Annotated in this window: 22 protein-coding genes and 1 riboswitch; of the genes, 2 read left to right on the top strand and 20 right to left on the bottom strand. The window is 41.5% G+C overall.

Going from position 1 to position 19,885, the window contains the following annotated elements; all coding sequences use genetic code 11:
* Positions 1-304: 304 nt before the first annotated feature.
* The 14 genes from purD to MUN87_RS17130 form a co-directional block, all read right to left on the bottom strand.
* Positions 305-1,564 carry a phosphoribosylamine--glycine ligase gene (gene purD, locus MUN87_RS17195; RefSeq protein WP_244742115.1) on the bottom strand — a complete coding sequence of 420 codons (1,260 nt, stop codon included), beginning with the start codon at positions 1,562-1,564 and terminating at the stop codon, positions 305-307.
* A gap of 61 nt (positions 1,565-1,625) precedes the next feature.
* Positions 1,626-3,161, bottom strand: coding sequence for a bifunctional phosphoribosylaminoimidazolecarboxamide formyltransferase/IMP cyclohydrolase (gene purH, locus MUN87_RS17190; protein ID WP_244742112.1), 1,536 nt, complete (start codon positions 3,159-3,161; stop codon positions 1,626-1,628).
* A 2-nt stretch (positions 3,162-3,163) separates the two neighbouring features.
* Positions 3,164-3,736 carry a phosphoribosylglycinamide formyltransferase gene (gene purN / locus MUN87_RS17185; RefSeq protein WP_244742110.1) on the bottom strand — a complete coding sequence of 191 codons (573 nt, stop codon included), beginning with the start codon at positions 3,734-3,736 and terminating at the stop codon, positions 3,164-3,166.
* Positions 3,729-4,757: a phosphoribosylformylglycinamidine cyclo-ligase gene (purM, locus tag MUN87_RS17180; protein WP_244742107.1), complete on the bottom strand. Its 1,029-nt coding sequence runs from the start codon at positions 4,755-4,757 to the stop codon at positions 3,729-3,731. The genes purN and purM overlap by 8 nt, the downstream gene beginning before the upstream one ends.
* 105 nt (positions 4,758-4,862) lie before the next feature.
* Positions 4,863-6,275, bottom strand: coding sequence for an amidophosphoribosyltransferase (gene purF / locus MUN87_RS17175; RefSeq protein ID WP_244742104.1), 1,413 nt, complete (start codon positions 6,273-6,275; stop codon positions 4,863-4,865).
* Positions 6,251-8,479: a phosphoribosylformylglycinamidine synthase subunit PurL gene (gene purL / locus MUN87_RS17170; RefSeq protein ID WP_244742103.1), complete on the bottom strand. Its 2,229-nt coding sequence runs from the start codon at positions 8,477-8,479 to the stop codon at positions 6,251-6,253. The genes purF and purL overlap by 25 nt, the downstream gene beginning before the upstream one ends.
* Positions 8,463-9,146 (bottom strand): phosphoribosylformylglycinamidine synthase subunit PurQ, encoded by a 684-nt coding sequence (gene purQ, locus MUN87_RS17165; protein WP_244742100.1) that lies wholly within the window; start codon positions 9,144-9,146, stop codon positions 8,463-8,465. The genes purL and purQ overlap by 17 nt, the downstream gene beginning before the upstream one ends.
* Positions 9,143-9,394, bottom strand: coding sequence for a phosphoribosylformylglycinamidine synthase subunit PurS (gene purS, locus MUN87_RS17160; RefSeq protein WP_244720404.1), 252 nt, complete (start codon positions 9,392-9,394; stop codon positions 9,143-9,145). The genes purQ and purS overlap by 4 nt, the downstream gene beginning before the upstream one ends.
* Positions 9,391-10,104, bottom strand: coding sequence for a phosphoribosylaminoimidazolesuccinocarboxamide synthase (purC, locus tag MUN87_RS17155; protein WP_244742098.1), 714 nt, complete (start codon positions 10,102-10,104; stop codon positions 9,391-9,393). The genes purS and purC overlap by 4 nt, the downstream gene beginning before the upstream one ends.
* Before the next feature lie 12 nt (positions 10,105-10,116).
* On the bottom strand, positions 10,117-11,412 hold the full coding sequence (gene purB / locus MUN87_RS17150; RefSeq protein ID WP_244742095.1) for an adenylosuccinate lyase: 1,296 nt from the start codon (positions 11,410-11,412) through the stop codon (positions 10,117-10,119).
* 12 nt (positions 11,413-11,424) lie between these two features.
* A complete protein-coding gene (gene purK, locus MUN87_RS17145) occupies positions 11,425-12,555 on the bottom strand; it encodes a 5-(carboxyamino)imidazole ribonucleotide synthase (protein WP_244742092.1) in 1,131 nt (376 codons plus the stop codon).
* Entirely contained in the window at positions 12,542-13,036 is a 495-nt protein-coding gene (gene purE, locus MUN87_RS17140) for a 5-(carboxyamino)imidazole ribonucleotide mutase (protein ID WP_244742089.1), read from the bottom strand. Before purE ends, purK begins: the two co-directional genes overlap by 14 nt.
* 133 nt (positions 13,037-13,169) lie before the next feature.
* Positions 13,170-13,268, bottom strand: a riboswitch (purine riboswitch).
* Positions 13,269-13,345: 77 nt separating this feature from the next.
* Positions 13,346-13,525, bottom strand: coding sequence for an NETI motif-containing protein (locus MUN87_RS17135; RefSeq protein WP_244742087.1), 180 nt, complete (start codon positions 13,523-13,525; stop codon positions 13,346-13,348).
* Positions 13,515-14,105 (bottom strand): DUF2179 domain-containing protein, encoded by a 591-nt coding sequence (locus MUN87_RS17130; protein WP_244742085.1) that lies wholly within the window; start codon positions 14,103-14,105, stop codon positions 13,515-13,517. Before MUN87_RS17130 ends, MUN87_RS17135 begins: the two co-directional genes overlap by 11 nt.
* Positions 14,106-14,209: 104 nt before the next feature.
* On the opposite strand from MUN87_RS17130, the gene MUN87_RS17125 reads away from it, so the two are divergent.
* Both MUN87_RS17125 and MUN87_RS17120 read left to right on the top strand, forming a co-directional pair.
* A complete protein-coding gene (locus tag MUN87_RS17125) occupies positions 14,210-14,641 on the top strand; it encodes an Hsp20/alpha crystallin family protein (protein WP_244742082.1) in 432 nt (143 codons plus the stop codon).
* A gap of 126 nt (positions 14,642-14,767) precedes the next feature.
* Positions 14,768-15,367, top strand: coding sequence for a class I SAM-dependent methyltransferase (locus MUN87_RS17120; protein WP_244742080.1), 600 nt, complete (start codon positions 14,768-14,770; stop codon positions 15,365-15,367).
* A gap of 6 nt (positions 15,368-15,373) precedes the next feature.
* On the opposite strand, the gene MUN87_RS17115 is transcribed toward MUN87_RS17120, so the two are convergent.
* The 6 genes from MUN87_RS17115 to MUN87_RS17090 all read right to left on the bottom strand — a co-directional run bounded on the left by MUN87_RS17115 (position 15,374) and on the right by MUN87_RS17090 (position 19,873).
* On the bottom strand, positions 15,374-15,763 hold the full coding sequence (locus MUN87_RS17115) for a VOC family protein (RefSeq protein ID WP_244742078.1): 390 nt from the start codon (positions 15,761-15,763) through the stop codon (positions 15,374-15,376).
* Between the two features lie 596 nt (positions 15,764-16,359).
* Positions 16,360-17,220 carry an AraC family transcriptional regulator gene (locus MUN87_RS17110; RefSeq protein ID WP_244742075.1) on the bottom strand — a complete coding sequence of 287 codons (861 nt, stop codon included), beginning with the start codon at positions 17,218-17,220 and terminating at the stop codon, positions 16,360-16,362.
* An 84-nt stretch (positions 17,221-17,304) separates the two neighbouring features.
* Positions 17,305-18,087: a class I SAM-dependent methyltransferase gene (locus MUN87_RS17105; protein ID WP_244742072.1), complete on the bottom strand. Its 783-nt coding sequence runs from the start codon at positions 18,085-18,087 to the stop codon at positions 17,305-17,307.
* Between the two features lie 35 nt (positions 18,088-18,122).
* Positions 18,123-18,602: a hypothetical protein gene (locus tag MUN87_RS17100; RefSeq protein ID WP_244742069.1), complete on the bottom strand. Its 480-nt coding sequence runs from the start codon at positions 18,600-18,602 to the stop codon at positions 18,123-18,125.
* A 12-nt stretch (positions 18,603-18,614) separates the two neighbouring features.
* Positions 18,615-19,034, bottom strand: a complete 420-nt coding sequence (locus tag MUN87_RS17095; protein ID WP_244742066.1) for a GNAT family N-acetyltransferase — start codon at positions 19,032-19,034, stop codon at positions 18,615-18,617.
* 41 nt (positions 19,035-19,075) lie between these two features.
* The gene (locus MUN87_RS17090) at positions 19,076-19,873 is read right to left on the bottom strand and encodes an alpha/beta hydrolase (RefSeq protein WP_244742063.1); all 798 of its coding nucleotides are present in this window, start codon (positions 19,871-19,873) and stop codon (positions 19,076-19,078) included.
* Positions 19,874-19,885: the final 12 nt, after the last annotated feature.

The following is a 19,885-nucleotide window of genomic DNA, read 5'->3' as shown; positions in this document are numbered from 1 at the left end:
CAGAAAGCAGAAACAAAAGGATGCCTTAAAAAGTTAATCATCATTCATCGTTGTCATTAAGTAAGCTTCTATTCGAGTAATAGTACTCGGATGAAGCTTTCTTTATTTGCAGAGAGCTATCGCTTTATTCGCGAATTTCCCTCTTTATTAGCGATCTCCTCTCTTTATTCGCGAATTTCCCTTTTTATTCGCGATCTCCTCTCTTTATTCGCGAATACCTCCCATTCACCCACAAACCCCACACACAAAAAAACCGAACGACTTCGGTATTCGAAGTATCGTTCGGCTAATTGTAGACACATCTTTATTTTTCGGCAAATCCAATATCTTTACGATAGAAAAAGTCATCCGTCTGATCGAATCGTTGCAAATACTGGTAAATTTTTTCTTGTGCTTTTTCTGGGCTGTTTTGAATCGATCCAACTAGCAGGACACGGCCGCCTGTTGAATGGAATGAGCCGTCTTCTTCTCCCTGGCCTGTTCCGGCGTGGATGACGTAGATATCGTCTTCTGTCTCTAGGTCTGGGAGCTTCACGTTTTTTTCGTAAGCACCTGGATATCCTTTTGAAGCAACGACTGTTCCAATCGCGTAGCCGTCTTTCCATTTTAGCTGCGGGTCTTTTCCAGCACTGACGTCTTCTATTACCTGAATCAGGTCATTCTCTAAGAGTGGCAGTACCACCTGCGTTTCGGGGTCACCGAAGCGAGCGTTGAACTCAATGACTTTCGGCCCTTCCTTTGTTTCGATTAAGCCACCGTATAACACGCCTGTGTAAGTACGACCTTCTTGTTTCATGCCTTTTGCTACTGGCTTTAAGATTTTGTCGACTGTATAGGATACATGCTCAGATGCAAGGTCTGAAACTGGTGAAAAAGCGCCCATTCCTCCTGTGTTTGGGCCTTCATCGTGATCATAAGCACGTTTATGATCACGAGCGGGGACCATTGGGTACACATTTTCTCCATCTACAAAAGCGAAAAGGGAGAATTCTTTTCCTTCCAGAAATTCTTCGATAACCACACGACTGCCAGCGTCTCCGAACTTGTTATCGATAAGCATATTTTCTACTGCTGCGAGTGCCTCTTCCTCTGTCATCGCAACAACTACACCTTTACCAGCTGCAAGTCCATCTGCTTTGATGACGATTGGCGCGCCCTCTTCTCGTATGTAAGCTTTCGCTTTTTCGACATCGGTAAAAGTTCGGTATTTTGCAGTCGGGATGTCGTATTGTTTCATAAATGCTTTGGCAAAATCTTTACTTCCTTCAATGATCGCTGCTGCTTTGGACGGTCCGAACACTTTTAAATTCTTGGCACGGAAGGCATCAACAACACCTTTGGTTAGAGGAACCTCCGGGCCTACAATCGTCCAGTCGATTGCTTCTTTTTGAGCGAATGCAACTAATTCTTCAATCGCATCATCTTTAATCGCGACACAAGTTGCCTCCTGTGCAATACCGCCATTTCCAGGTGCAGCAAAAATGTCGGTTACTCGCTTGCTCTCTTTTAATTTCTTCACAATAATATGCTCACGGCCACCACCGCCGATTACTAATACTTTCATGGAGAACCTCCTCTAATTATACGAAAGGATTCCCAATTGCTTGAGAATCCTCCACCTTTTTTTAGTGCTTAAAGTGACGCATTTTAGTTAATACCATTGCGATGCCATGCTTGTTACATTCATCGATCGAATCCTGATCACGCTTCGATCCACCAGGCTGGATAATTGCTTTGATGCCTGCTTTCGCCGCATTTTCTACTGTATCTGGCATTGGAAAAAAGGCATCTGAAGCCATCACCGCACCGTTCGCTTTCTCACCTGCTTGTTCAAAAGCGATACTAGCTGCACCAACACGATTCATCTGTCCGGCACCAACACCAAGCGTCTGGTCCCCTTTTGCAACAACGATTGCATTGGACTTCACGTGCTTCACAACTTTCCAGGCAAAAATTAATTCGTCTATTTCACTAGCATCAGGCTTGCGATCAGTAACGACGTCTAAGTCTTCCGCCAAGACACGACCATTATCTCGATCTTGCACAAGTAAACCACCAATGACGCTGACTACTTTTTTGTTGTCTTGCTCATTGATTTCCATTGGCGTCTCAAGTAGACGGATATTCTTCTTCACTGTCAAAATATCAATTGCTTCTTGAGAGAAACTTGGCGCAATGACGATTTCCAAGAAGATTTCTTTTAATTGATTGGCAGTTGCCGCATCCACTTCACGATTTAAGGCAACAATTCCACCAAAGATGGAGATAGAATCTGCTTCATACGCTTTTTGGAAAGCATCTGATAATGTTTCACCGATTCCAACACCACATGGATTCATATGTTTAACGGCTACTGCTGCTGGCTGCTCTGGGAATTCAAGAACAATTTCGAGCGCTGCATTTGCGTCCTGAATATTGTTGTAGGATAGTTCTTTACCATGCAGTTGCTTCGCATTGGCAATGGAAGCACCTTTGACATTTCCTTCTTTATAAAACGCTGCTTTTTGGTGAGGATTTTCACCATAGCGTAATGATTGTACTTTTTCGAACGTTTGGGTAAATGTTTCCGGGTCTTGCTCTTCCGTAATATCTACAAAATAGTTCGCGATCATCGCATCATAGTTTGCAGTGTGACGGAATACTTTCGCTGCTAGACCTTTACGGAATTCATGAGAACCACCGTTGTCAGCCAGTTGCTCCAGCACAGCATCATAATCTGCTGGGTCCACTACAACTGTTACGTCACGGAAATTTTTCGATGCAGAGCGCAGCATCGTCGGACCACCGATATCAATATTTTCGATCGCATCTGCTTCCGTTACTTCGGGTTTTGCGATCGTTTCTTTAAATGGATACAAGTTCACGACTACCACATCAATTGGAGCGATGTCGCGTTCTTCCAGCTGTTTCACATGAGAATCTTCATCACGTCTTGCGAGTAAACCGGCATGGATAAACGGATGTAACGTTTTGACGCGTCCATCGAGAATCTCATCGAATCCAGTTACTTCTGATACACCTAACGCCGGAAGTCCTGCTTCCTTTAAAGCTTTCAATGTACCACCTGTTGAAATTAATTCATATCCTAATTTATCTAATCCTTCTGCAAAAGGTACTAGATTACTTTTATCAGAAACACTCAATAATGCTCGTTTCTTCACCGTTATTCTCCTCTCGAGATCAGTTTTTGGATCGTTTCTGGATAGAGGCTATGTTCGACCGTTTGGACCGCACGCTGCAGGTCCTCTCTCGTCATATCTTCTTCTATCTTGACTGCTTCCTGGGAAATGATCGTACCGGTATCCATCCCTTCATCAACGTAATGAACGGTAACGCCAGCTACTTTCACCCCAGCATCAAAAGCTTGTCCAATCGCATCCAAACCAGGAAATGCTGGTAACAGCGATGGATGAATGTTAATGATTCTGCCTTCAAATGGACGCAGTAATGTTTCGCCGATTAAGCGCATATAACCTGCCAGAATAATATAATCGATTTTCTCTTCCTGCAAAACTTCTACAATTTTCGCTTCGAACATTGCTTTATTACGATATTGCTTCGGATCAAAGACGAAAGCAGGCGTTCCATTTTGTTTCGCCTTCTCTACTACCTTGGCTTGCGGCTTATCACAAACGAGTAGTGCTACCTCTGCTTCCAGTGAACCATTTTGGCTTGCTTCTATAATGGCATCATAATTACTGCCGGTTCCAGATGCGAAAACTGCTAGTCTAGTCATTAGAGAAAGTCACCCCAGCTTCTTCAGTCACTTCACCAATGACGTATGCTTGCTCATCAATATCTTCTAATAACTGAAGTGCCATATCTGCTTCGTGCGCTTCCACGATAACAGCCATGCCTACTCCCATATTAAATACACCATACATATCTTCTTCATTAAATCCTGCTTGTTTTTGCAAGTAATCAAAAATGGCAGGCTTTTGCCATGAATCAGATTGAATTTTGACGCCAAGACCTTCAGGTAATGCACGTGGCAAGTTTTCGTGAAAACCACCGCCTGTAATATGACTGATCCCTTTAACAGTCAAATCAGACTTCAACTGTTGAATTGCTTTTGTATAAATACGGGTTGGTGCTAATAACGCTCCTCCGAGTGTTGTGCCAAGTTCTGCAACATCATCCTGATAGCTTAATCCTTTATCTTCGATGATTTTACGTACTAGTGAAAAGCCATTCGAATGCACACCTGATGAAGCAAGACCAATGATCTTATCGCCTGCTTGAATGTTTTCACCTGTAATGATTTGTTTTTTATCTGCAATACCAACAACGAATCCGGCAAGGTCATATTCACCATCATCATACATACCAGGCATTTCAGCTGTTTCCCCGCCAATTAGTGCTGCACTACTTTGGACACAGCCGTCGGTAATTCCTTTGACAATCTGTTCAATTTTCGTTGGCTCATTTTTTCCACAAGCGATATAGTCAAGGAAAAATAATGGATCTGCCCCTTGTGCTACTATATCATTGACACACATCGCGACTAAATCAATACCTACTGTATCATGCTTATCCATTGCGAAGGCTAATTTCAATTTTGTTCCGACGCCATCTGTACCAGAGACGAGCACAGGCTCTTCATACGAGAATTTGCTTAAATCGAAGAGGCCAGCAAATGCTCCGACTCCGCCAATCACTTCCGGACGATTGGTTTTGGCGATATGTTTTTTCATTAAATCGACAGCTTGATAACCAGCATGAACATCGACGCCAGCATCTTTATAGATATCACTCATTCGCTTAACTCCTTTATGGTGAGTTCTTTTTTTATGGCCACTTTCGAGTGTTTTTTGGCCACTTTTAGCAATTTTATGGCCACTTTCACCCGTTTTATGGCCACTTTACTCTTTATAGGCAGGAATGATCGTATCCGGATAGATTTCCGTTGGATAATTTCCTGTAAAACATGCCTGGCAGACGCCATAATCGTGCACATCACGTTCTTCTACAATTGAATGCTCTAATCCTTCTGCAGATAAAAAGGCAAGGCTGTCTGCTCCAATAATCTCGCGCATCTCCTCAATCGAATAATTAGATGCGATTAATTCCCCTTTTGTCGAGGTATCAATACCGTAGTAACAAGGATTCTGGATGGGAGGTGAAGCAATTCTTACATGCACTTCTGTAGCTCCTGCCTCTTTTAAAAGTCGAACAATACGACGACTTGTTGTTCCACGAACTATGGAATCATCGACCATGACAACACGTTTACCGTCTACAATGCCTCGGACAGGCGACAGTTTCATTTTTACACCTTGCTCACGTAATTCTTGTGAAGGCTGAATAAAGGTACGACCGACATAGCGGTTTTTGATTAGACCAAGCTCGTATGGAATGCCCGTTGCTTCGGAAAAACCGATGGCTGCCGAAATACTGGAATCAGGTACACCTGTTACAACATCTGCCTCAATTGGTGATTCCAATGCTAATTGTTTTCCCATTGTTTTACGGCTCGCATGTACATTTTTCTCGTTCAAGTCACTGTCTGGACGAGAGAAATAAACATATTCCATTGAACAAAGCGTACGTTGCATCGGTGATGTGAACTGCTTAGTGCGCAGTCCATCATGATCGATCACCATTAATTCACCTGGTCGAACTTCGCGCTCATAGGTTGCACCGATTAAATCAAATGCACAGGTTTCGGAAGCTACTACATATGCATCTCCTAATCTGCCAATTGATAACGGGCGCAAACCACGCGGATCAAGGCCAATAAATAACTGGTCCTCTGTTAAAATCGAGAACGCATATGCTCCTTTAATCATTCCTAACGCTGATGTGATCGCATCCTCCATCGGCACATTGCCACTGCGCTTCACTAAGTGCGCAATAACTTCCGTATCTGATGTAGTTTGCAAAATACTGCCTTGTGCTTCCAGCTGACTTTTAAGCTGATTGGCATTTACCAAGTTTCCATTATGCGCCAGCGCCATACTGTTTGTCTGGGAGCGGAAAACGAGCGGCTGCACGTTCTCAAAGCCGCCACCGCCTTGTGTTGCATAGCGTACATGACCAATCGCCGCATGCCCTTGCAAGCGCGAAAATTCGTTTTCTGAAAAGACATCATTGACTAATCCTACACCCTTGTGAGCGTGTAATCTTTCACCATCTGTTGTTACGATTCCTGCACCTTCCTGTCCACGATGCTGAAGAGCATGTAAACCGTAATATGTCATTTCGGCTGCTTTCTCATGTCCCCAAATCGCGAATACACCACATTCTTCGTTTAAGCCTTTGATTTCAGCAAGCACGGGATAGCTCCTTTCCACAGCTGTTGTAATGTGTCTACATCTTCTGTGATTGCTTCAGTTTCACCACTTCGCACAACCAATTTCTTCGTATTTGTTACCGTTCCAATACGCTTGGCATCTTGCACTTTTGCTTCAAATGCTTCACGGTTTGCTTCACTTACTGTCACGACAAAACGCGATTGTGTTTCACTAAATAATGCGCTCGTTACGTCTTCTGTTACTTGTACATCTGCGCCAAATGATTTTGTATCAAACAGACTTTCTGCTAATGCTACACCTAATCCACCTTCTGCAATATCGTGAGCAGATGCAACTAGGCCTGCACGGATTGCTTGCAGTAATTGCTCCTGGCGTTTTGCTTCGACATCCAGGTCGATCGCCGGCGCTTTACCGAAATACTTTCCCTCTAACAGGTTCTGCAGCTCACTGCCACCGAATTCTGCTTCTGTTTCGCCGATCACGTAGATAAGGTCCCCTTCATTCTGGAAGTGAGAAGGTGTAATGTGATCCAATGATTCATGTAAGCCTACCATCCCTACTACAGGAGTTGGGAAGATCGCTTGACCGTTTGATTCATTGTAAAGTGATACGTTACCGCTGATGACTGGTGTGTTGAGTTTCAAGCTTGCGGCACTCATACCGTCTACGCTTTTTTCCATTTGCCAAAAGTTCTCTGGTTTATCTGGATTACCGAAGTTCAAACCATCTGTTAACGCTAACGGCTTTGCACCTGATGCAACAATATTACGAGCTGCTTCCGCTACGGCAATTTTGCCGCCAACCTCTGGATCAAGATAAATATAGCGAGAGTTACAATCTGTCGTCATCGCTAACGCCTTATCATAGCCGCGGACACGTAGTACCGCTGCATCTGAACCTGGTGAGAACACGGTATTGGCCTGTACCATCGAATCATACTGGTCATAGACATATTCTTTGCTCGCAATCGTTGGTTGTTGTAATAACTGCTTTAATGTCTTGGCATGATCCGTTACTTCTGGAAGGTAAGCTGGCATTTTTTGATATTCTTCATAATAAGCAGGCACTTTAGAATCTTTATGAAAAATCGGTGCATCCTCTGCTAAATTATCGACTGGAATATCTGCTACGACTTCACCATTGTGCAATAGACGGAACATCTTATCGCTCGTTACCTCACCAACAGCAACTGCTTCTAAATTATATTTTCTAAAAATATCAATAATTTCTTGTTCTTCGCCTTTTTTCACACATAACAGCATACGTTCTTGTGATTCAGAAAGCATCATTTCATATGCCGTCATATTCGCTTCACGTTGCGGGATCAGGTCTAGGTTCATTTCCATACCCATGCCTGCTTTACTTGCCATTTCACTTGCAGAAGAGGTAAGACCTGCCGCACCCATATCCTGGATTCCGACTAATGCATCAGAATGAATCACTTCTAAACATGCTTCAATTAATAATTTTTCCATAAAAGGGTCACCAACCTGAACGTTGGAACGCTTGCTTTCAGAGTCTTCAGACAAATCTTCGGAAGCGAAGGTTGCACCGTGAATACCGTCACGCCCTGTCTTTGAACCAACATACATAATCGTATTGCCTTCTCCTGCTGCAATCCCTTTTTGGATATCCTTTGTATCAATGAGACCGACACACATCGCATTTACCAGCGGATTCCCTTCATAGCAGTCATCAAACTGTACTTCGCCGCCAACTGTCGGTACTCCCACACAGTTACCGTAACCTGCAATACCGTGAACAACCTCATCAAAAAGGTATTTAACGCGACCAGTATTCAGATTACCGAAGCGCAAGGAATTTAAGGATGCAATCGGGCGCGCACCCATTGAGAAAACATCACGGATAATACCACCGACACCAGTTGCTGCACCTTGATATGGCTCTACTGCAGAAGGGTGATTATGACTTTCCACTTTAAACACAACACCTTGACCATCACCAATATCGACGATCCCCGCACCTTCACCTGGACCTTGGACAACCTGTGGTCCTTCTGTCGGGAATTTCTTCAATAATGGTTTCGACGTTTTGTAACTGCAATGCTCCGACCACATAACAGAAAAGATACCGATCTCAGTGAAATTCGGACGACGACCCATGATGTCCTTGATCATGTCATATTCTTTATCAGTTAAACCCATTTCTTGATAGACTTTGTCTTGCTCCACTTGCTCCGGGCTAAGTTCAGGCGCCTGCAACATAACGTTCCCTCCAGTTCGCTAACATTGATTGGAATAATTTCAATCCATCATCACTATTCAAGATTGCTTCCACCGCACGTTCAGGGTGTGGCATCATGCCTAGTACATTTCCTTTTTCATTCGTGATTCCGGCAATATCTGCAACAGAACCATTTGGATTATTTTGATACGTAAAAACGATTTGGTTGTTTGCTTTTAAACTAGCAAGTGTTTCTTCATCACAATAATAGTTTCCTTCATTATGTGCGATCGGAATCGAAACGACTTCACCTTTTTCATACTCTGAAGTGAAAAGTGTTTGATTGTTTTCGACTACCAGATTCTCGAAGTGACACATGAATTTTAAGTTTTTATTACGTAATAGTGCACCAGGGAGTAGTCCGGATTCTAATAAAATCTGAAATCCATTACATACACCTAAAATCGGTACTCCTGCTTCTGCTTTCTCACGTAATTGATTGACAACACTTGATGTAGATGCAATTGCACCGCAGCGAAGATAATCACCATAAGAGAAACCTCCAGGTATTAGAATGGCGTCATAGCCATCAAGGTTCGCATCCTTATACCAAAGCATATCCGCTTCTTCTCCTAATGCTTCCTTTGCTGCATAATACATATCGCGATCACAGTTCGAACCTGGGAAGACTACGACAGCAAACTTCACTGTGCAACCCCCTCTTCCACTGTATATGAATAATTCTCAATGACTGGATTCGCAAGCAGCTTACTGCACATGTCTTCAATTTCCTGCTCAATATTGGCGTCATCGTTCACTGTTAATTCAAGGTATTTCCCAACACGAACTTCCTGTACATTGTCATAACCTAATGTATTTAAAGATCCTTGCACAGCTTTACCTTGTGGATCTAGTACGCCTTCTTTTAATGTAATGTGTACTTTTACTAGTTTCATTGTTTTGCCTCCAGTCGAGATAATATATTGTCATATACGGTTACTAAGTCACCTAAATCCTCACGAAATACGTCTTTATCCATTTTTTCACCGGTTGCGATATCCCACAGACGACAAGTATCAGGACTTACCTCATCTGAAAGGACAATGTCACCTGCTGCATTGCGGCCGAATTCTAACTTGAAATCGACAAGCTGTAGGTTAATTTCTTTAAAGAATGCTTGCAGTTGTTCGTTGACTTGTAATGCCATTGCTTTGATTTTCTTTAAATCCTCTGGTGTAGAATCAGACAGCAATAACGCATGCTGATCATTAATCAGTGGATCTCCCAAATCGTCATCTTTATAGAACAATTCAATAACAGGTGGATTAAAAATGCGTTTTTCCTCCACTCCGATGCGGCGGACAATGCTTCCTGCCGCCACATTACGGATCACTACTTCAAGTGGGATGATGGTTGTTTTCTCTACTAATTGTTCTGTCTCATTCAACGCCTCTTTAAAATGGCTGTTAATACCATGCTGATGCAGGTATTCAAACACTTTCGCAGAAATTAAATTATTGTAGCGGCCTTTTCCTTGGAATTGTGCTTTCTTTTCTCCATTAAAGGCTGTTGCATCATTTTTATAAGAAAGAACTAGTAATTCCGGATTGTCCGCTACGGTGAAAACTTGCTTTGCTTTCCCCTCATATAACAGCTTGTCTTTCATGTTTATCTCTCCTTATGCCAGGCCAATTTTTTTGAAGATCTGATCAACATTTTTCAAGTGATACGTATAGTCAAAGCAATCATCTAGTTGCTCTTTCGATAATGTGCTGGTAATGCGTTCTTCCTGCTCAATTAACTCACGGAATGGTGTAGCTGTTTCCCATGCTTTCATCGCATTCGGCTGTACCATGTCATATGCTTCCTCACGGCTCATGCCTTGATCAATCAAGGAAAGCAATACACGTTGAGAGAAGATAACACCATACGTACGATCAATATTGCGTTTCATATTTTCTGGGAATACCGTTAAGTTCTTAACGATATTTCCGAAGCGGTTCAGCATATAATTCAGAGCAATCGTTGCATCTGGTAAAATCACACGTTCTGCAGACGAGTGAGAAATATCACGTTCATGCCATAACGATACGTTCTCGTAAGCAGCCATCATGTATCCACGAATCACACGTGCCATCCCTGTCATATTCTCGGATCCGATTGGATTACGTTTGTGCGGCATCGCAGAAGAACCTTTTTGACCTTTTGCAAAAAACTCTTCGACTTCACGTGTTTCTGTTTTCTGAAGACTGCGAATTTCCGTAGCGAATTTCTCAATCGAGCTTGCGACTAATGCCAGTGCTGACAAGTATTGCGCATGACGATCACGCTGCAAGGTCTGGGTCGAAACAGGTGCTGCCTGTAAGCCTAATTTCCCGCAAACAAATTCTTCTACGAAAGGATCGATGTTGGCGTAAGTACCAACTGCACCAGATAATTTACCTGTTTCGATCACTTTGGCCGCAGCATCAAAGCGCTCAAGGTTACGTTTCATTTCTTCATACCATAATGCCATTTTCAAACCAAATGTCGTTGGTTCTGCGTGGACACCGTGTGTACGTCCCATCATCACTGTATTTTTATGTTCGATTGCTTTTTCTTTTAAAATATCAATAAAGTTGACGATATCACGACGAATGATTTCATTCGCTTGTTTTAACATGTAAGACAATGCTGTATCAACAACGTCCGTAGAAGTTAAGCCATAGTGAACCCACTTTTTCTCTTCACCTAATGTTTCTGATACGGCACGAGTAAATGCCACCACATCGTGACGTGTATCTTGTTCAATTTCAAAAATGCGATCAATATCGAATGAAGCATTTTCTCTTATTTTCTGTACGTCTTCTTTTGGAATGATCCCCATTTCACTCCACGCTTCACACGCAAGAATTTCTACCTCAAGCCATGCTTTAAAACGATTCTCGTCTGTCCAGATCTTTCCCATTTCTTCTCTTGTATAACGTTCAATCATGAATGTTTCCTCCTAGTTTTCTTCAATTATCTTTTTTTCTACTAGTTCATTATATATCGTTAACGGATTGTCTCCAATAAATGTAACATGGCCCATTTTTCTGAGTGGTTTATTCTCTGATTTTCCATACATGTGAATGTGCGCATCCGGGTTATTATCCAGCTGTGCGAAGAATGGCTCCACATCTTTCCCTAACAAATTCACCATAACCGCCCCGTCATGTGCGTGAACCGTGATTAATGGCACTCCGCAAATCGCACGGATATGCTGTTCGAACTGTGACACATCGCATGCTTCAATCGTGTAATGACCTGAGTTGTGAGGTCTTGGCGCTAATTCGTTGATAAGGATGTCGTCCCCACACACGAACATTTCGATTGCAAACGTTCCAACGACACCGATTGTTTCAGCTATCGCTTTCGCTGCCTGGCGCGCTTTCGCTGCAATCGCTTCTGACACGTTTCCTGGTGCGATCGTTGCATGAAGAATATGATCCCGATGAACATTCTCCGCTACCGGGAAGTACGCAATATCACCATTCTGTGCTCTTGTAAATACGATCGAGATTTCTTTATCGAAAGGTACCCACTTCTCTACGATGAGCCGGTCCGCTTGTTCTAGCATTTCTGCAGCACTATCAATGTCCGCTTCACTTGCCAGCTTCACTTGACCTTTGCCGTCATAACCGCCTCGGCACGTTTTGGCAACAGAAGGATAACCAATTCTTTCTGCTGCTGCTTGTAATTCCTGCTTCGTAGTCACAATCGCAAAATCGGCAACAGGCTGATCACTGTCTACCATCGCTTTCTTCTCCAGCTCCCGATCCTGGGTGACTTTTAATGAGTTGGCACCTTGAGGTAGAATGCCTGACTCTTCTAGTATTTGTGCAGCTGTTAGATCAACGTTTTCGAATTCATAGGTCACGACATCACTTTTTTCAGCAAGCTGTTTGACTGCCTCTAAATCGTCGTATGCTGCAACAATTTGATCGTCCGCTACTTGTGCTGTCGGACAATCTGGCGTTGGATCGAGTACAATGACACGATAGCCCATATGTTTAGCCGCTGTTGTCATCATGCGCCCTAACTGTCCTCCACCGATAATACCGATTGTAGATCCGAATAATAGCTTATTGGTTGGCAAGCTCATCCCTCATTTCTGACACTTTTTGTTTCATGCTGTCCTGATGGTTCGCTAAACGTGTGGCAACTTCTGCATCACTCGTTCCGATAATTTGCGCCGCTAGAATTCCCGCGTTCTTTGCTCCTGCTTTTCCAATTGCAACTGTAGCAACAGGTACACCACCTGGCATCTGAACAATCGAATAGAGCGAGTCCAGACCACTTAACGTGCTTGTTTTAACAGGTACGCCGATTACCGGTAAAGTAGTTTTTGATGCGACCATTCCTGGTAAATGTGCTGCTCCACCTGCACCTGCAATAATGACCTTCAACTCTCTCTCTCGAGCTGTCTCTGCATATTCGAACATATCTTCAGGTGTACGATGTGCAGAAATTACTTCTTTTTCATAGCTGATACCTAGTTCATCCAATGCATCACATGTATGCTTCATTGTCTCCCAATCTGAGATACTTCCCATGATCACACCAACTTGTGCTGCCATGTTTCTCCCCACTTTCTATCCGATTACTGTTTATTAAATTTGTATAAATCAAAAGCCTATCCATATTCTCTATCAGGAGAGAAGATGAATAGGCTTGTTTCCATGACTATCCTGATGATTTTCTATCTTGAAATCATCGTCCATCTTCCCTCATAGTCCATCATTTACGGTGACGGGTAGAAACTTTTGAGCCTTATTCTCAAATTATACGAGGTCTTGTTGTGTTAGATTTTTTGACTACATTCATATGATAACAAGATCGATTGAAGTCTGTCAACAAAAAATCGAACATTAAAATAGCAGTCTATTTTAATGTTCGGATTTAGCTAATTTTGCATCAAATTCGATTGTTCTTCCAGTTGGAACAGGTTGCCCATTTTCTTCTGTAAAAACAGGCTGCTCCACTCTTCGCGTCGGCTCATAACCAGCTTGTCGAATTCGTTCCAGACATGCTTCGATTGTTTCGCCTTCTTCCACACTAAACTTCATCTTGTTTGGCTTCTTGCTGTGCTTCTGTTTCTTCGACACTTTTGATTATCCTCCCTTTCTTTACTTTCTTCACCCAGAACCCACCATGAATTTGTTTCGGTTCATACGCAATAATAAATGCCTTAGGGTCAATGGATTTAATTGTTTCATATAAGTGCATCTCATATTTTCTTGGAGATAATATTTGCATCGACAAACGGTCACCGTCCATCCCATAGGCGTACCAGCTTGTTACACCATAACCTTTATCCCTTAGTTGCTTTGTAAAGGAAATATCAGGATTGGACGATATCACATTTACTGTCGTATATCCAAGCGCCAGTTTTTCCTCAATCATTGATCCGACAATGACACCAAGACCATAACCGAGTCCATAAGCGATTAAGTTTTGAATTTCTCCCAAATTATCAAGAACCAACCCAAGGCCTACTGTGTATATCATGATTTCGAATATACCAATCGACGCGGCAATGTATCGTCTCCCCTTCAACGTTAAGATCACCCGCAGTGTAGAGAGCGATACATAAATTATATTTATCACCATGATAATAACTACCATTACAATTGCATTTTCTAACAAGCCGTACACCTCCGAGATGTTGCACAAGAATTTAAATAGGCACATAACCTAATATATAGCGACACTATTTTACCACAGCTTTACAAGAAAAGGGAGAGAGAAAATTGGATCCATTTCAACATATGAATGATTGGAAAAATAACTTAGATCATTTTTTCGGCGGAAACTTTTGGGATGACTTTGAGCACATGATAAAACCACCTATTCCTGCGATTAACATGTATGAATTAGACAGCGAATTAATCATTTATGTTAATTTGCCCGGAATTAAGGATCGTAAACAAGTGAACGTCTTTGTAGATCACAATGTACTGGAGTTAAAAGGCTCCCTGTTTCCGGTAGAACAGTCTGGAAAGCTGATCAAACAGGAAATAATGCAGGGGGATTTCTCAAGACAAATTGACTTGCCTTTTGCAGTAAGAGAGGATCGGGTTACTGCTCATTTAAAGCAAGGGCTGATGACGATTCATCTATACCGCTTGGTTAATGATCGGAAGAAGAAGCGTGTGATTGATATTGAGGAATTCGAGGATTAGCTCGTGATGAGTGCCACTCTTATCCACCACCGGCACTCATTTTTTCTTTCCTGTAAAAAGGTTTTTGATCAAAAACGTCGAATTAGTTATGTGTAGAAGTGATAACTGGAAAAGGAAGATGGTACAATGAATCAACAATCATTAATTAAAAAATTTAATAAACAGGCTCATTATTACAGTAAACGTCGGCACCATGATCGAATGTCCAAGTTCCGCAACAAAATCTTTCCTGAGGCATACGGGAAAGTAGTGGAAGTTGGCATCGGTACCGGTCTTAATTTTCCTATTTATACGAATGATATGGAACTAACAGGTGTGGATTTCAGTCCGGAAATGCTGAAAATCGCTGCGGAAACGGCCCGTGAATATTCCGTTTCTACAACACTCATGGAAAGCAATATCGAGACTATCGATTTTGACGAAAATTGTTTTGATACGGTCGTATCTTCCATGACCTTATGTGCATACCGACATCCAGTTTCTGTTCTTGCCAAGTTCAAAAAATGGTGTAAGCCTCACGGAAAAATTCTCATGATGGAACACGGAATTAGTTCAAGAAAATCTGTTGCCTTGCTGCAGCATACGATCGATCCGCTAGCTTTAAAAATCGTGGGATGTCATCAAAATCGAGATATTATTGAATTAGTGAAGGAAGCCGATTTACAGATAATAAAGAAAGAACAGTATTTATCAGGTTATTTATCTTTGATTTGGGCTACGCCTTAAATACTGTTACTTCCAGGCGATAACTTCCCAAACATGCCCATTCGGATCGTTGAAATAGCCTGTGTAGCTCCATTCATCTGAAGTACCTTGTTTATAAATACTGCCACCTGCTTCTTCCGCTTCTAATAATACTTTGTCTACCTCTTGCTCACTTGTGGCAGTATGAGTGAGAATTAGTGTTGAATGATCAAATGTTTGATTCGCTTGTCCTGTCATTTCCGCAAATCCTTTCCTTTCAAATAAGACCAATGATATATCTTGTTCAAGAAAAAATGCGATATGATCGTCGCCTGCTGAAATTTTTTCTTCTGGTATTTCCAGCAGCTTCCGGTAGAATGCTTCTGATTCTTCAAGATTTCGTACTGGTATCGTAATCATATTGATGGTTGGCTTCATCTTGGTAACCTCCTTGATTGATAGTGATCCTTATGCTTTATTTTTTGAATCTTCCACAACTATACTGCAGCTATGACCTGCGTTCTTTATGTGCTGTATGTATAAACTGCCAAGTAACAAGATGTGTGCTCTTAAACCTTGAGACCATTTTGAAATGTTCTTAGTGTTATGATACCGCTCCGTCCAACCACTCCGCGTCCTGTGGGGCACGGCTGAAGCTAACTTTGTGAAGAGAAGCGCTTCACAAAGTGGATCTTCATCACCTGCACGTCCCACGGGAGTCTCCGTGGTTGGCTACGCTATGGTTTTGCTCTACAACTAATAATGTAGCTAGCATTTTGGGCGGTGTCCTTTAGTATCTATACCTCATCTTTAATATGGATAATGCCTAGCACTGCTTTTCGCTGTTCCACGCCCGGAGCTTTGCTAAGCACAGTAAAAATGTCATAATCACCAAATGGAAATACAATTTCACAGCATTAGATAGATTCTTACTTAGCATAAATATGATACATAGCCAAAGTCTCATTCCTTCGCAGTATGTTTCCACTACGTTTAATTTCAAATTGGGACAATTAAAAACTGTATTGGACTTTTTATTGTTTGATAGGAATCCAAATTTCACTGTAGTAATCCTCGGAGGCTGGATCTTGTTTACTTGGGTAGACTTCCATTTCTGATCCTCCTGCATGCTGATAGCCTGTTGACGGGAACCACTCTGAGAATATCCGCTCCCATACTTTCGGCATCGCATTTGGCATTGGACCGTGTACCGGAAAAACAGCCCATGTTGCAGCTGGAACCATTCTTTCTTCCCAATCCTTAGGAAACTCGTCGATATTTTTTTCGGCACCTATTAAATAAGTAATATGCTCCTGTTGTGGATCAAAATCCAGGCAGATACCCAATAATCCTAGATTGCCACCATTCTCAGCAAGCTTCTCTGTGAATCCATTCTGATTCGATTCTACCCAGAAATTCGCTATATTTCTGTGATTCTCACCTCCGACACAAGAGGTTCGGATACTTTTTCCCACAACTTGAAACGATTCTTTTTCAACAATTTTGTAATCCATTTCCACATCACCCTTTAACTGAATTTGAAAAGAGAGCTTTGGATAAGCCTTCAACGAGTTCGGATTTTTCTTTGCTGCTGATGGACTGATTCCATGCATTTTCCGAAATGCTTTGGTGAAAGACTCAGGGCTTTCATAGCCATAGTTCAAAGCAACATCCATTACCTTTGCTTTGGAATGAACAAGTTCATGTGCAGCTTTCGTTAGACGGCGATTTCGAATATATTCACTAACTGTATAGCCTGTAAGCATAAGAAACATTCGTTGAAAATGAAATTTAGACATACAGGCTACAGCAGCAATATCCTTCATCAACAAATCCTCATTCAAATGGCATTCGATATAATCGATGCTCTCCAGCATTTTTTCAAGCCCTTGCATTAGCAAACTTCTCCTTTCCTATTCAGTTTAGCATTGCTGATTATGTGATACCTGTTTTGTCGTGCTTTGTTTGGGCAGACATCTTTATTTTTCAGCCACCCAAATCGTCCATCTGTCTTTTTCAATGATAGGAGTGTTTGTACTGTCCAATAAGGAATCATCGATATGATTAATGAGTAACTGCAATTCTTGGTCATCTAATTCGTGCAAAATGCTGCGGCCGGTTCTTTCACTAATATCATGTAATAATTGCTTTTTTTGTTGATAAACTTTCCTTGTTTCCCATAACTGCATTACCTTGATATTTTTAAAGCCTGCTTCTTTCAGCGCGTCCATTACAACGTGGCTCTTATAGCGTCGGCTTGCTTCTGTTTCTATTAAACGCGGGAAACATTCAAAGAAATAGCCCCTGACATGACTGTTATCCCCTTCTAGCAAACAATCTTCCGGGGTTCGATCTTGCACAACAATATGGCCATTATCCTGTATTAGTCTGAACGCTTCATGAAAACAGGTATCTAAGTCTTTAATATGATGAATAAGTGCTCTCTGAAGTAATAAGTCAAAACTGTTACTTTCTAAAGCCGTTTCATAAGCAGTGCCGTATGCAAAAGAAATATTATGATAATCTCGGCAATTTTCTTTTGCCCCTTCAAGAATCGCTTCAGAAAAATCAAGTGCCGTAACCGAAGTTGCGCCAAGATCTGATAATGCCTTGGAATAAATCCCCCCTCCACACCCAATATCCAACGCTTGTGATACGTTTTCAAAAGGAACTATCTTCTTTAATAGTTCCAGCCATGATTGATCAGCGGTACGAGTAGTATAACTTGTGCGGTTTGCTTGATTGTGAAAATTAATGCCCATTAGGAACGACCTCTTTTCTTGTTATTTTTAGTTGCTTATGTAGAAAAAATAACGTCCGGTAATTCATCACATGCTTCATTTGAAATGACAATTTGTAGAACAGGACCTGCTTTTATGCATATATACACTTCTTCTAATTCTAGTAATAGAGTGGTTAGGAATGTATCGTCTCTATCCTTAAAGCCATAGCCGCTAATGTTTTGAATAGTTTTTTGTTGCACCTCAATACCTGATCCTCCCAGAATATGTCTATAATGCGAATTTTCTTTCGTTTCATATTCAACTGGCTCAGGAGTACTTTGTTCATTAAGCAGCAAATAATCATCAGCTTCCATGGTTTCACCCCAGTCAACTTTCCAATACGTAATTAAACCATTATTTTTTATATACAGAACAGGTTCCACCGTATTAAAAATAAAGTCTGTTTTATTTTGTTGAGCATGAAGTTGATTAGCACAAATTCCTTTAAGCTCACCGCCTAATATTTTTTTCAAACTCTCCCACTTTGATTTCACACCGGTCCCTCCCTAGGACAGTCTTTTCTCTAGGAAATACTGATTGAACCCTTTTGGATGGTCTTCAATCACACCAAATATTTTATATCCATTCCTCTTATAAAATTCCGGCGCTTGAAAGCTAAACGTATCCAGAAAAATCAACCGGCATTCATTTTCGGTTGCAACCTCTTCGATTTGTTTTAACAACTCACTTCCATATCCTTTACCGCGAAACTCATTTTCGACCCATAAAAAATCTAAATGCAAGTGATTCCAAAACATCGTCCCTGTTACTCCGCCAATAACATCCCCCACTTCATCTTCTATTACAAAACACACTTCCTCTTTTGGCGTTTTCAATTCATCCGGCAAATTTAACATATTATGTTCAATTACTTTTTCTCTTATATAATCTCTATCTTTTTGGTTCGTTTTTTGATTAATTTTCATATTTTCCCCTTTACAAGTCCATTCCAGATCCTGCATCTAAATTAGATAAACTCTAACGATTCAAGAAAGTCTTTAATTTCTGTATTAGTCATGTGGAAATACTTATTGTTATGTCTGCCATAGCGAAAAAATCCATGCTCCATACCTTCATAGCTTACCAACTTAATCTCGTTCCCTTTAGTTATCATCTGCTTTATAAATTTTTTATTTTGTTCAAAGAGACCACCAGCTCTATGCGCATCTTCTTCCTGCGATCCACTCAACCATAAAGTAGGAGGTAAGCAGTTCCTGATTTGATGAATTGGTGATAATTCAGTTGCCCTGTCTAGTAACTGCGGATATCGCCTTCTCATAATATCTACTCCATCCATACCAGCACCAAAAATAACTAAAGCATTGGGGGTTTGGTTATCCTCCTCTTCATCGTCATCTAAACCTTGGAGCATAATGGAAGACACACAAACATAACCACCTGCTGATGAACCGCACATGACGATCTTATTCGGGTCAATCCCTAAGTCATCACTATGTCTTCGAACCCATCTGACAGCAGACTTAGCATCGACAATTGCTTGAACAGGGGTGAACCCCTCATCTTCGCCATTCCGATAGTCCACACAAATTGCTACCATGCCTTGAGAAGAAAAGTATTTTGCCTGATATTGAAAATGTGCAGGTGAATTAGGATTCTTTTTAAACGTTCCACCCATAAAGAAGAGAATGGCTGCTCTATTTTTCTTTGGTGTCTTTGGCTCTATTATGTACAGCTTTAATTTTCTTTCGCCTTTGACTTTATATGTTTTCTCTGTGATGGGAAATTCAAAATGGATATGACTCATCTTCTGCACCCC

This window comes from Gracilibacillus salinarum, assembly GCF_022919575.1.
GTDB lineage: Bacteria > Bacillota > Bacilli > Bacillales > Amphibacillaceae > Gracilibacillus > Gracilibacillus salinarum.
Note: the sequence above shows the minus strand (reverse complement) of the source record. Positions and strands in the feature narration are given on the sequence as shown.

Excerpts from the sequence above, each read along its gene's own strand:
- purD (WP_244742115.1), bottom strand. The coding sequence starts at position 1,564 with ATGAAAGTATTAGTAATCGGCGGTGGTGGCCGTGAGCATATTATTGTG.
- purN (WP_244742110.1), bottom strand. The coding sequence starts at position 3,736 with ATGACTAGACTAGCAGTTTTCGCATCTGGAACCGGCAGTAATTATGAT.
- purM (WP_244742107.1), bottom strand. The coding sequence starts at position 4,757 with ATGAGTGATATCTATAAAGATGCTGGCGTCGATGTTCATGCTGGTTAT.
- purL (WP_244742103.1), bottom strand. The coding sequence starts at position 8,479 with ATGTTGCAGGCGCCTGAACTTAGCCCGGAGCAAGTGGAGCAAGACAAA.
- purS (WP_244720404.1), bottom strand. The coding sequence starts at position 9,394 with ATGAAACTAGTAAAAGTACACATTACATTAAAAGAAGGCGTACTAGAT.
- purC (WP_244742098.1), bottom strand. The coding sequence starts at position 10,104 with ATGAAAGACAAGCTGTTATATGAGGGGAAAGCAAAGCAAGTTTTCACC.
- purB (WP_244742095.1), bottom strand. The coding sequence starts at position 11,412 with ATGATTGAACGTTATACAAGAGAAGAAATGGGAAAGATCTGGACAGAC.
- purE (WP_244742089.1), bottom strand. The coding sequence starts at position 13,036 with ATGGCAGCACAAGTTGGTGTGATCATGGGAAGTATCTCAGATTGGGAG.
- MUN87_RS17135 (WP_244742087.1), bottom strand. The coding sequence starts at position 13,525 with ATGAAGTTTAGTGTGGAAGAAGGCGAAACAATCGAAGCATGTCTGGAA.
- MUN87_RS17120 (WP_244742080.1), top strand. The coding sequence starts at position 14,768 with ATGAATCAACAATCATTAATTAAAAAATTTAATAAACAGGCTCATTAT.
- MUN87_RS17115 (WP_244742078.1), bottom strand. The coding sequence starts at position 15,763 with ATGAAGCCAACCATCAATATGATTACGATACCAGTACGAAATCTTGAA.
- MUN87_RS17110 (WP_244742075.1), bottom strand. The coding sequence starts at position 17,220 with ATGCAAGGGCTTGAAAAAATGCTGGAGAGCATCGATTATATCGAATGC.
- MUN87_RS17105 (WP_244742072.1), bottom strand. The coding sequence starts at position 18,087 with ATGGGCATTAATTTTCACAATCAAGCAAACCGCACAAGTTATACTACT.
- MUN87_RS17095 (WP_244742066.1), bottom strand. The coding sequence starts at position 19,034 with ATGAAAATTAATCAAAAAACGAACCAAAAAGATAGAGATTATATAAGA.
- MUN87_RS17090 (WP_244742063.1), bottom strand. The coding sequence starts at position 19,873 with ATGAGTCATATCCATTTTGAATTTCCCATCACAGAGAAAACATATAAA.